Origin of the sequence: Virgibacillus aidingensis, from assembly GCF_010994035.1 — a bacterium.
Taxonomy (GTDB): Bacteria; Bacillota; Bacilli; order Bacillales; family Amphibacillaceae; genus Virgibacillus_N.
This window is the reverse complement of the sequence record NZ_WIXN01000012.1, coordinates 15,523-27,764: the sequence shown is the minus strand read 5'-3', so window position 1 is coordinate 27,764 and position 12,242 is coordinate 15,523. Positions and strand designations below refer to the sequence as shown.

Annotated in this window: 11 protein-coding genes and 1 riboswitch; of the genes, 8 read left to right on the top strand and 3 right to left on the bottom strand. The window is 40.6% G+C overall.

Annotated elements, in window-relative coordinates:
* Positions 1–223: 223 nt before the first annotated feature.
* Positions 224–811 (top strand): hypothetical protein, encoded by a 588-nt coding sequence (locus GHD25_RS11515; RefSeq protein WP_205601354.1) that lies wholly within the window; start codon positions 224–226, stop codon positions 809–811.
* A 142-nt stretch (positions 812–953) separates the two neighbouring features.
* Positions 954–1,934, top strand: a complete 981-nt coding sequence (locus tag GHD25_RS11510; RefSeq protein ID WP_164216972.1) for a helix-turn-helix transcriptional regulator — start codon at positions 954–956, stop codon at positions 1,932–1,934.
* Positions 1,935–2,031: 97 nt separating this feature from the next.
* On the opposite strand, the gene GHD25_RS11505 is transcribed toward GHD25_RS11510, so the two are convergent.
* Together GHD25_RS11505 and GHD25_RS11500 are read right to left on the bottom strand one after the other, a co-directional pair.
* Positions 2,032–2,682 carry a YpmS family protein gene (locus GHD25_RS11505; protein ID WP_164216970.1) on the bottom strand — a complete coding sequence of 217 codons (651 nt, stop codon included), beginning with the start codon at positions 2,680–2,682 and terminating at the stop codon, positions 2,032–2,034.
* Between the two features lie 5 nt (positions 2,683–2,687).
* Positions 2,688–3,596 (bottom strand): SGNH/GDSL hydrolase family protein, encoded by a 909-nt coding sequence (locus GHD25_RS11500; protein WP_164216968.1) that lies wholly within the window; start codon positions 3,594–3,596, stop codon positions 2,688–2,690.
* A 414-nt stretch (positions 3,597–4,010) separates the two neighbouring features.
* On the opposite strand from GHD25_RS11500, the gene GHD25_RS11495 reads away from it, so the two are divergent.
* The 3 genes from GHD25_RS11495 to GHD25_RS11485 are packed head-to-tail and all read left to right on the top strand — an operon-like array spanning position 4,011 to position 5,677.
* Positions 4,011–4,334 carry a PadR family transcriptional regulator gene (locus tag GHD25_RS11495; protein WP_164216966.1) on the top strand — a complete coding sequence of 108 codons (324 nt, stop codon included), beginning with the start codon at positions 4,011–4,013 and terminating at the stop codon, positions 4,332–4,334.
* Positions 4,327–4,887: an HAAS signaling domain-containing protein gene (locus GHD25_RS11490; protein ID WP_164216964.1), complete on the top strand. Its 561-nt coding sequence runs from the start codon at positions 4,327–4,329 to the stop codon at positions 4,885–4,887. Before GHD25_RS11495 ends, GHD25_RS11490 begins: the two co-directional genes overlap by 8 nt.
* Positions 4,880–5,677: a DUF4097 family beta strand repeat-containing protein gene (locus GHD25_RS11485; protein WP_164216962.1), complete on the top strand. Its 798-nt coding sequence runs from the start codon at positions 4,880–4,882 to the stop codon at positions 5,675–5,677. Before GHD25_RS11490 ends, GHD25_RS11485 begins: the two co-directional genes overlap by 8 nt.
* A 238-nt stretch (positions 5,678–5,915) precedes the next feature.
* Here GHD25_RS11485 and GHD25_RS11480 read toward each other — a convergent pair whose 3' ends face one another.
* The gene (locus GHD25_RS11480) at positions 5,916–7,616 is read right to left on the bottom strand and encodes a PLP-dependent aspartate aminotransferase family protein (protein WP_164216960.1); all 1,701 of its coding nucleotides are present in this window, start codon (positions 7,614–7,616) and stop codon (positions 5,916–5,918) included.
* A 150-nt stretch (positions 7,617–7,766) separates the two neighbouring features.
* A riboswitch (SAM riboswitch) is annotated at positions 7,767–7,885 on the bottom strand.
* 356 nt (positions 7,886–8,241) lie between these two features.
* Between GHD25_RS11480 and megL the strand changes: the two genes are divergently transcribed.
* The 3 genes from megL to GHD25_RS11465 all read left to right on the top strand — a co-directional run bounded on the left by megL (position 8,242) and on the right by GHD25_RS11465 (position 12,162).
* Positions 8,242–9,426, top strand: coding sequence for a methionine gamma-lyase (gene megL, locus GHD25_RS11475; RefSeq protein WP_164216958.1), 1,185 nt, complete (start codon positions 8,242–8,244; stop codon positions 9,424–9,426).
* A 706-nt stretch (positions 9,427–10,132) separates the two neighbouring features.
* On the top strand, positions 10,133–11,575 hold the full coding sequence (gene cls, locus GHD25_RS11470) for a cardiolipin synthase (protein WP_164216956.1): 1,443 nt from the start codon (positions 10,133–10,135) through the stop codon (positions 11,573–11,575).
* Between the two features lie 65 nt (positions 11,576–11,640).
* Complete coding sequence (locus tag GHD25_RS11465) at positions 11,641–12,162, top strand: acyl-CoA thioesterase (protein ID WP_164216954.1); 522 nt, start codon at positions 11,641–11,643, stop codon at positions 12,160–12,162.
* The last annotated feature ends 80 nt before the right edge of the window (positions 12,163–12,242 follow it).

The window sequence follows — 12,242 nt, the reverse complement described above, 5'->3', positions numbered from 1 at the left end:
AGTAACCACCGCTAGCTTACGGTATTTATCGGCTTTCGTCAATATTACAGGGGAAACACTTAGCAAAATTCATCTAGAAATTTATTCTTTTTTAACAGGTACGAGAATATCTTGTACTTTTATTCCTGAACTAAGACATTCTCCGAAAAAGCCTTGGCGAATATCAGTTTTTTTAATATAGTTAAATGGGGGGTTATTTAAGGGGAGAGGGGGAGAAAAGGAAGTGGAGAAAAAAGAAATATATTTTCTTTTTACAGATACGGGAAGTCTGCTGGCCAAAGCAATCAATCGTATTACAGGGCATCCATACAATCATGTTTCCATTGGATTTGACGAAGCATTGCAGGAAGTATACAGCTTTGGCAGAAAAAATGAAAAGAATCCTTTTATCGGCGGGTTTGTTAAGGAAAATATAAACTGTGATTTCCTGAAGAATGCTGTCTGTGAAATCTACAGCTGCGAGGTAACAGCAGAAGAGTGTCAATCTATTATTCGTAAAATAAAAGAAATTGAAGCAAAAAGCAATCATTATAGATATAATTTTATCGGCCTGTTCGGCATTCTGCTGCAAATAGAAATCAACCGGAAATGTGCTTTGTTTTGTTCTCAATTTGTAGCCACGGTAGCAGCAGATACCGGGATTTTTAACTTTTCCAAACCGGCATGCTTTGTTACACCTGCCGATATACGTTCACATAAAACATTAAAATTATTATACAAAGGGACGCTTTCCAACTACCCAAAAGTAATTTCACAACAGGAAAGCAAAGTAAAACATACCGAATATAATGGCAATCATGCATTTGGATGATCCAGGATCAATGGGAGAAGCCGATCATTCATACAGACATATAATCAGGGCTGGATAATTTTGTTTGCTTCCAGCCTCCGTTATTACAGAAAATTACCTTGTACATATATGCTATAGTTCAATTTTAAGAGGGGTGCTGCATATGGAAAAAGGAAGCAATTACCGATTACTTAAATTAAGGGAATTATTATTCGAAGAAACAGATGAACAGCATGAATTGGGCATAAGCGAGATAGCTGAAAAACTGCGGCAGGTCATTCCGGACAAGCCGATAGATCACCGGACAATTAAAAGAGATCTGGAAGTACTGGATAATATTGATTTTGAAATCATGCAGAACAATGGGAAATACGGGAAAATTCTGTACAGCCATCAGTCCAGGCTGTTTGAAACGTATCAGCTTCGTTTGATTATTGATGCTATTTTATCTGCACGTTTTGTCACCACCAATGAGAAAAAGAAACTGATTAAAAAGATCAAGCAATTAACGAGCAAACATATTGCCAAAACATTGCCGGAGCCTATTTTATTCAGCCAGTCAGCAAATATGGATTATGAACAGGTCAAGCTGAATATTGATTTTGTCCATCGTGCTATCTCTGAACAGAAGGTGCTTGCTTATCAGTACGGTAAATTTAATGTGAACAAGGAATTTGAGTATAACCGTGATGGGGAAATCTATTTTGTCGATCCTTATGCATTGATCTGGCAAAATGATTATTACTACTTAATCGGCCGTTTCCGCAGAAAGGATGAGGTAAGACATTACCGGCTTGACCGGATGAGAAATATCAGCATTTATGATAAAAACTTTAAAAAGGAAAATTTCGATTTGAAAAGTTATGTCAATCAAAGCTTCCATATGTTTGCCGGGGAAGAAATCCGAATCAAGATCCGTTTTCATATTGACCTTGTCAATGTCGTGCTGGACAGGTTTGGACGTGATGCGGATATTAAAGAAATGGATGAGGAGCATTTTATTCTATCCACGAAGGCAAAATTATCCGACGGGCTTATTAATTGGATTTTAACCTGGGGACACAAGGCTAAAGTACTGGAGCCGGAGCATCTTGTTGTAACGGTGAAGGAAAAGATCGGGAAGATGATGGAAGTGTACAAATAATGCTTTGATGTCAATACACAGGCATCAAACTGCAAAGAAGCTCGGATATCACGCTGAGCTTCTTTAATTATTATCCTTTATACAAAAAAACCGGCATTCATTCATACTCAACATTCAAATCTTCCAAGTCTATTCCCAGGGTTCGGTAAGGCACATTGATTTTAAAGGCCAGATTGTTCCCTTCCAGATCAATATTCTCCACACCGACCACAAAGTTACTGCGGATTTCCATGTCGGTTACTGCTACATAAATCTTCTCCTCAGCCGGATTGATGCTGACCCATTCCGGCATTGGCAAATAGCGTTTCATGTACTCCATAATACGCTGGTTCGGCAATTCGAGTAAACCGACGGAAATGGAACGCTGCTGGAGGATCAGATCACCATTCTCCTGTACAATCGGTTCAAAATGAACGGATAATGGAACAGTAGAGGAAAACACAGGCAGCTCTCCAATTAAATGAACATCCTCGTCCAGTTCCACACGGTAATTATGCTGCGTTCCGGATACTAATTGTTCTATATACGCATTAACCAATTCATTTAAATTTTCCTTCGTCGTTCTTACAATGAATTCTGAGCTGCCATGAGGGATATCGCTTTGTATTGCAGAATAATCCGATTCGGAAACAGGCCAAAAAATTAAACCGGCGACGATAAGAAGCAGCAGGATATTAAATCCGAGCAGAATAAAGAAAGGCCGCTTCCATTTATATTTATTCATTCTTTTATCCGACCTGTTTGGCATGGCCATCATCCTTCTTCATCTGTCAAATAATCAAGCACACGCTGTGCAATTCTGCGGTAGCCCTCATCATTCGGATGAAAATTATCCTCTGCGAACAATTCTTCATCATGATCTTCAAATAAATCTTCAATCGGAATAAATGTCATGGAATCAAAATCCCCGGCAACTTTCTCCCCGGTTTCATTCCATTTCTCTACAATCAGATTCAGCTCAGGGATTTCCTGGAAGTACTTATCAAAAGGGTTGAAAATGCCGATCAAATATATCTCTGATCGGGAGTTGACATCCTCTATGACTGAAAAAATCTCATACAGTCTTTCTTCATACTGGCCGTTTTCATGAAGGAAATCCTTGATCTCCAAGTCCGTGATATTTTCCCTTAGTACCCTCATGATGTCATTAGCGCCAATCGTAACCAGAATCATATCCGCGTCCTCAATGGCTTCTTCCACTTCGGGATCCTCCAGTGTTGCCAGGAGCTGATCACTTCGGCTGCCGCGCTTGCCCAGATTCTCAAAGTGGACGAGTTCATTTTCCGCATTAATAGATCTTTCGAGCAGTCCCACATAACCACCTTGTCCCCGGCTGTCCCCGACCCCTTGTGTCAGAGAGTCACCGATTGCGAGGATGTTTAATGTTCTGCCGGAAAAGAAATCAACGGTTGCATTTACTGCCTCTGTCAATGGGCGGGGCATGGAAGAAGTTAAACCCTCTTCCTCATTTTCTTCTTCCGCAGGATCATCTTCAATTGCTTCTAACCGATGTTCCGTGTGATCCTCAGAGGCAGGTTCTTCCACTTCTGTCTCAAGCGTTACGTTTTCAAATTCCACTCTTGGCTGACTTATATAAAATAAAAATGCTGCACCAGCTACAACGAACACAATTACAGCACTAATCGCTACATTTTTTTTCAAGACACTCACACCTGGATGTTTGTTAAATAGTATATGCTCATAACCCATATTGTCTCATGTATAGCTGATTTTAGAAAGTATTTTTTGATATGTAATTATTCATTTGAAAAATAGAAATGCATATGCTGCTGGACTGGACTTGCGAATTATAAAACTCTCTCTAAAAGAGAAAGCAAACCCACTTCATCTATACAAAGGTATATAAATCCCTATTTATGCAAAGAGCACTATTTATAATTTTTCCAAAAATATTGAAGTGTAAACCTGAAAGCAAAATCAGACACTTATTCAAGGCACTCAAATAATAAGATAAAAGTATTTCACATAGTACCTTGCAATATACAGTAGTTAATGTATAATATAAATTACAGTACTGTATAATGTATGGTAGTGAAGGGAAAAGGAGTACAAAACATGAACATACAATTTAAAAAAGGTGTTCTGGAATTATGTGTGTTGGCGCTTTTAAACAAAAAAGACCGGTACGGCTATGAGCTTGTACAAAAAATTTCCGAACAGATTGCCATATCGGAAGGCTCCGTATATCCGCTGCTGAGGAGACTGGCAAAAGAAGAGTATTTTACGACATATCTCCAGGAATCCAAAGAAGGACCTTCAAGAAAATATTATAGTCTTACGCAAAAAGGAAGGGATTATTTAAACCAGCTGCAGGATGAATGGGTGCAATTTTCCGCCGGTGTAAATGAAGTGATTAAGGAGAGTGAGCAGGATGAATGAAAAACTTTTTTTACAGAAGCTGAAAGCTGCTTTGCAAAAGCTGCCTGAAGCAGAGCAGGATGAAATTTTAATGGATTTTGAAGAACATTTTTCAATGGGGAAAGAGGAAGGGAAAACAGAGGAGGAAATTTCTGCGGCCCTGGGCTCTCCTGAGCAGATCGCGAAGGAAATGAAGGCCGCCTATTATCTTGACCAAGTCGACAATACTTCCTCAGTGGGAAACGTGTTTCGGGCAGTCTGGGCCACAGTTGGGCTGGGTTTCTTTAATTTAGTGTTTGTACTTGCACCATTTATTGCACTGGCGGGGATTGTTCTGTCCGGATGGATCGCAGCTTTCGCTTTTATAACAGCCCTGCCGCTCGTAATCATTCAAGCAATGATATCTCCGGAATTATTTTTATGGTTTGAGCTATTTGTCTCAATCGCCCTTTTAGGGATTGGACTGCTTCTCTTGAACGGTATGCTGTATGTGACACGATTATTTACCAAAGGGTTTGTCCGGTATTTGCACTTTAATGTCAGACTTGTTAAAGGGGGACTGAAGCATGCGTAATGTGAAAAAAATAACCTTGGCTGCCTTATTATTAATCGCTGTTGGCGTAATTGGAGCTATTATTACATTCAGTCTAGGTGATGACACGACATTAGCAATGGAAAGAAAAGTGGATATGAGAAATATAAAAAACATTGATATTCAAGCAGATAATGCGCGTGTTACTGTTCATCCGGCCGGTACAGCACAGGCTGAAATCAAATTTGAAGGATTGACATCAGGAGGAAATGAACCAGAGTTATCAGCGGTCACAGAAGGGGAAACATTAACAATAAAAATCCAGGAGGAAAGAAGATTTATCCGGCTCACTAACTTGATGGGATCACCATCATTGCACATATATTTACCGGAAGAAAGGTATGAATCACTTGCCGTTGAAATGGATAATGGAGCGTTTCAGGCAGAGGACCTGTCCGTAACGGAACTACAGGTAAAAACGGATAATGGCAGCATCACATTAGACAGAATCTCAGGTGACACAGCTAATGTAAGTACTTCTAACGGTAAAATTAATATGAACCATGTCGCAGGGGATATTACCGGCAAATCAAATAATGGAGCAATTTCTCTTGATGTGGCGGACCTGGATCGTCATATAAATTTGGAAACAGATAATGGCAAAATCACAGTACAGACGGAAAATGAACCAACTAATGCGGTAATTGATGCCCGCACTGGTAATGGGAAAATAACAGTTTTCGGAAACTCCGACTGGGATACGATGATTGGAGCCGGGGAAAACGAAATAAAATTGAGAACGGATAATGGAAGGATAACAATAGAAAAATAATTATTTAATTTAAAACGATAGAACGAATGCTTCAAATGAAGAAACCAATGATAAAAATATATTTCTCATTGGTCTTTTCTTTTTAAAAATGCATGCTCTGATATGCAAGCCTTGGTCACCGTTTTCTCTAATACTTGAACTATATATCATAGCAAATATGCTTCAATCTAACATGATAGCAAAAAACAGGAAGGGGCTGCCTTCCATTAGTTGTTGGCAGCCCTTTTTCCAGCTATAATTATTTTTCCGTGCGCAAACGTGCAACTTCGTCATAAGGATTTCTTCCGGTAATCACTGTAATCCCCGCAGCCCGCGCGTGATCGATGGATTCCTCATTTCCTTCAGGCTGTTCCACCAGTAATACTTTTCCCTGTTTATTAATAAATTGTTCGATGGTGCCTGCCGGCAGCTCTGTACCGTTGATCCAAACAGCATCAACCTGAGATACATCTGCTATGCCGGAATAGGAATGATCTGCAGATTCTCCGATGGATACGAGCTTAAATCCGAATGATTGCAATTTTGCTGCGGTCTCCCCAGTTTTGTTTGCTTCTGCAAGGGCAATCACTTTTTGCCTTGGAGCACCTTCACTTCTATCAAATGGGGATGAAAACAGCCATTTGGCGGCATCCTCTTCCGTTGTTTCAAAAAAAGCAGCTTCACCGGTTGCTTTAGCAATTGCTTCATCCAAGCTAACGAGAATATCCTGCACGGATTCCAGTCCGACAGACAAGCGTACCAGCTCTTCTGTTACCCCGCTAGATGCCAGCTGTTCCTCATTCAGCTGCTGATGTGTAGTGGAGGCAGGATGGATAATCAGTGATTTAGCATCCCCCACATTTGCCACATGGGACCATAGCTCAATATTATCGATTAATTTTCTTCCCGCTTCTCTCCCGCCTTTTATACCAAAGGTAATAATGGAACCAAATCCGCCATTCAAATACTTTTTCGCCAATTCATGGGATGGATGGTCTTCCAAGCCGGGATAATTTACCCACTCAACAGCAGGATTTTTCTTCAAATAATTTGCCACTTCCAGTGTATTTTCATTGTGACGTTCTATGCGCAGATGCAGTGTTTCCAATCCCTGTAAAAATTGAAATGCATTTTGCGGACTTAAAGCAGCACCGGTATCTCTAAGCAGCTGTACCCGTAATTTGGTGGCAAAAGCCGCTGCTCCTACATCAGCAAAGCGAAGTCCGTTATAGCTTTCATCCGCTTCGGTGAAGCCGGGGAATTTTCCATTGTCCCAGTCAAAGCGGCCGCCATCAACGACAACACCGCCGATGGATGTGCCATGGCCGCCAATCCATTTTGTTGCAGAATGGACGATGATATCCGCACCCCAGTGAAATGGTTTGGAAAGCGGGGCAAATGTGTTGTCAATGATTAAAGGGATACCGTGTTTATGGGCAACATCTGCCACCTTTTCGACATCAAAAATGTAGAGACTTGGGTTTGTAATGATTTCACCGAAAATTGCTTTTGTCTTATCGGTGACTGCTGCTTCAATGGCGTTAATATCTGTGCCGTCGACGAGCTTTACATTTACACCGTAGCGCGGCAATGTATGAACGAAAAGGTTATACGTTCCTCCGTACAGGTTACTGTCGGCAATGATTTCATCGCCGCTTTTAGCCACATTTAAAATTGCATAGGTGATCGCAGCCATTCCGGAAGCTGTAGCTACCGCAGCAACCCCGTCCTCCAGCTGAGCCACCCGTTCTTCAAAAGCACCGACGGTTGGGTTCATAATACGACTGTAAATATTTCCCGGTTCCGCGAGTCCGAATAAATTTTGGGCATGTTCCGTATCGCGGAAAACATAGGATGTCGTCTGATAGATAGGCACAGCACGTGACCCTGAATGAGGATCAACCTCCTGACCACCATGAAGCAGTACTGTTTCCGGTTTTTGATAATGAAATTGAGACATGAAAAATTCCTCCTTGGGTTGTTTGTATTTTTAGAGCTTGGCTTACTCTGCCGGAAACCGGCAATTTTCTTGCTGGATGTTATCTGGAAGAAAAGGAATACAATGAAAAAGCCCCCTTCCTAAGAAGAGGGCGTTATGTAACCGTTCCTCCTCTTATCTTCCAGACCTGAAAATGTCTGTAGGATTTAGCACCGTGAAAAGCAAGTATTACTTACTTTCAGGTTGCCGGGCTTCACAGGGCCTATTCCCTCCACCGCTCTTGATAAGAGATTCAATTTTTTAAATTACGATTATTATAGGGTTAAAGTAATGCAAATGTCAAGGGGTAATTGGAAAAAGGCAATTAAAGAAGTTTTTCCGGATTAAAAGAGATTCGAAATGGAATCAGAGAAGACTGTCATTGGGTTAAATGATAGTGTAAAAGTCTCAAAATTGACATAGTAGTCTTGAGTGCCAGTAAAAATAATATGGCACCAGAGCAGTAATAACTTAAAATCAATTAAAGTGTGCAGGAGAGACGAAGATTTTTATGCTTGCAAAAAGGAAAACGCTTTCAAAAATAATTCTAATAGACTAAAATAATAGTAAGCATACTTATATACAAAATGGTTAAAGGGGGATTTTTATGTCAAAAAAATCTGCACATTTTGAGACAAATGTAATACATGAAGGCTACGACTCAAAAGATATGCTTGGCAGTCTGGCAACGCCATTATTTCAAACATCGACTTTTACCTTTGACACGGCGGAACAGGGGGAAGCACGGTTTGCAGGGGAAGAAGCAGGATATATGTATTCCCGGCTCGGCAATCCGACCGTAAAAGTACTGGAGGAGAGAATTGCCGCCCTTGAAAACGGGGAAAGAGGACTTGCTTTTGCATCCGGAATGGCTGCTGTTTCGGCTGTTTTAATTGCCCTGACCAAAGCAAATGACCATATTCTCTGTTCCACCGGATTATATGGATGTACATTTGGGCTTTTAACACTAATGGAAGATAAGTATAATATTACGCATGATTTTTCCGCAATGGGAACAAAGGATGAGGTGCGTTCCCTGATCAAACCGGAAACGGCCTGTATTTACGTGGAAACACCGATTAACCCGACAATGAAATTGATTGATCTGGAAATGGTCGCTGAAGTGGCGAAGGAATTTGGTATTCCAGTCGTTGTTGATAACACATTCGCCTCACCTTATCTGCAGCGCCCAATTGAATTGGGGTGCGACATCGTGATTCATAGTGCCACGAAGTATATTGGCGGGCATGGGGATGTAGTTGCAGGACTAGTTGTCGGGAAGCAGGACTTCCTGGATTCTGTTGCCATGACAACACAAAAGGATGTCGGCGGGATTATGTCCCCGTTTGATGCCTGGCTGCTGCTCAGGGGTCTGAAAACTTTGCCCGTCAGGCTCGACAGGCATTGTGATAACGCAGAAATCATCGTCGATAAGCTGCGCAGCCACCCAAAAGTAGAGAATGTGTATTATCCGAGCGATAAAGCCAACCCGGACCACGTAATTTGCAGCAAACAAATGAAACGGGGCGGCGGTATGATTTCCTTTGAATTAAAAGGGACAAAAGCAGATGCACAGCAAATGCTGAACCATTTAAGCTTTTTAAAAATTGCTGTAAGCCTTGGGGATGCGGAAACACTCATTCAGCATCCTGCTACCATGACACATGCTGTTGTTCCAAAAGAATCCCGTGAGGAAATGGGGATTACTGATCAGCTCATCCGTTTATCTGTTGGACTTGAATCCTGGGAAGATATTTGGGAGGATTTGGCGCAGGCACTGAATAAGCTTTAAATCTCCACACATTGTTGAGTGCAGGAAAATGCGTCTTCTAATTATAAGATTTAATAATTTCAGCAGGTTAATAATAGACGTTTCCTACTTTTCATTATTGGAGGGTCGATCTAATTCATCACTGTTTATAAAAAAGAACCAACCTGGTCAGCCTTTTGAAGACATCAAATAAGCATAGCCAAAGGTATGTGTCAATAAAAATGGCATGGAATTCCTCTAAGAATTTACCATGCCATTTTTTGTTACGCTAAAATAAGTGTAAAATATATTGAATGTTAAAAGGTATAAGAGCTTGGAATCAATAATCATTCCTTATCCGGCTGCAGACCCAACCAAAAAAATCAGGTAGAGCAGGCGGAGCATTTTATATTAAAAATGAGTAATTACCGTTAGATTTCCCGTGAAACATATGAAAGTGAATCAAAGCCCTTTTTGCTCTGCTGCTGATTCATTCAATAGTTAACAGGGAATAAGAAAAATATGCTATATTATCATTAGTGAATAAACAAACAATAATAAAATCAGGCTATGTTGACAGGGTGAGAAAACAGATAACATTCAAACTGCATCGAATAGGGAATTTTACATACCAGGGCTTTTTCAGTATTAAATGAAAGCCAGAGGATACAAAGGAGAAGAAAGTAAAATATAATTTAAAACTTCCTTGAAAAAAACCAAGTTTTCTCATATGTGGAGGACGTTGATCATGGACTTATTATCCTTATTATTAGGAGTTATACTAATATTAAATATCGCCTTGGGCATCTCTATTATATTTCTGGAAAGAAAAGATGCCTCTGCTACCTGGGCCTGGCTGATGGTGTTATTATTCATCCCAATTGCCGGCTTTATTCTTTACCTTATTTTCGGAAAGCCGATCAGCAACCGGCGAATTTTCACATGGGATACCAAAAGCAGATTAGGGGTAAAAACAGCAGTACAGGCACAATTGCGTGCATTGGAAGAGGGAAGCTTCGAATTTAAGCATGAATCAATTGCCGAATATGAGGATATCGTGTATTTGCACCTGCGGAATGATGATGCGATTTATACACAGGATAATACCATAGATATTTATACTGACGGCACAAAGAAATTTGATGCATTGATTCAGGATTTGGAAAGAGCGTCCGATCACATTCATCTTTTATACTATATTATCCGCAGTGATAACCTGGGTAAACGGATTGCAGACGTGCTTATTAAAAAAGCAAATGAGGGCGTGGAAGTGCGTATGCTTTATGATGATATGGGTTCACGCCGTTTGGGAAGAAAATACATTAAACGGCTGCGACATGCCGGTGTACAGGTGGAGTCGTTTTTTCCGCCTAAAATTCCAATGTTTAATTTTAAAATTAATTACAGGAATCATCGTAAATTAGCCATCATTGATGGGAAAATTGGCTATATTGGCGGCTTTAATATCGGGGATGAGTATCTTGGCAGGAAGAAGAAATTTGGATACTGGCGGGATACGCATCTGCGTATATACGGAGATGCCGTCCGGAATATGCAGACAAGATACATTCTTGATTGGAATCAGGCTTCACGCAATGATATTTTATATGAAGACAGGTATTATGACGCCAGAAAGCAGGGAGATGCCGGGGTACAAATTGTCTCGAGCGGTCCTGATTCGGACTGGGAACAAATTAAAAATGGCTATATAAAAATGATCATGTCGGCTAAGGAATATATTTATATACAGACGCCTTATTTTATTCCCGACGAAAGTTTAAGGGATGTGCTGCGGATTGCCGTCTTATCCGGTATTGATGTAAAAATTATGATTCCGAATAAACCCGACCATCCTTTTGTCTATTGGGCGACGTTAAGCAATATTGGAGACATGCTCAATGCTGGGGCGGAAGCATATATTTATCAGAATGGATTTTTACACGCGAAGACAATCATTGTGGACGGGAAAATAGCATCAGTAGGGACGGCAAATATTGATGTGCGAAGCTTCCGTTTGAATTTTGAAGTGAATGCATTTTTGTATGACAGGGGAATAACACAGGAATTGGAACAGGCATTTTTCAGCGATATGGAAGCATCTACACAAATGTCAAAAAAATTGTATGAAAACCGTTTAATTGGAATTCGTTTTAAAGAATCAATATCCAGACTGATTTCACCGGTTCTTTAAAAAATACGGTAAATATAAAAATATCAATGGACTAATATACATGTTCCAAAGGAAGGATGGATTGGATGGATGCAAAACCCTGCGCTTATTCATTGGCGATAAAAACTGCACATGTATTGCCCCCCGATACGAATTCACACGGCACCTTGTTCGGGGGCAGGCTGATGGCTTATATAGATGATGTGGCAGCCATTTCAGCAGTCAGACATGCAAGAAATCCTGTGGTAACAGCCTCCACGGATTCAGTAGACTTTCTTGCCCCGGTAAAAGAAGGTCATTCCATTTATCTGGAGTCTTTTGTAACATGGACACACCGGACATCCATGGAGGTTTTTGTTAAAGCTGTAACGGAAAACCTGCTGACAGGAGATCAGAAGGTATGTACCACTGCTTTTCTCACGTTTGTAGCAGTTGATGAAAATGGAAAACCAACAGCTGTACCAAAAGTATACCCTGAATCAGAACAGGAAAAGATCCTGTATAATCTTGCTTCATCCAGAGCACTTCAGCGGAAGGAAAGGCGGAAGCAATCCAAGCAATTTGCCGAAATATTCGGGACGGAATTTCCCTGGGATAAGGAGAAATAGGGATATTTGTTTTTTAAAACCGGTTTGCATGTAACAAAAAAGCAGCTAAAAGTATGTTCTTTTAGCTGCTTTTATACCTG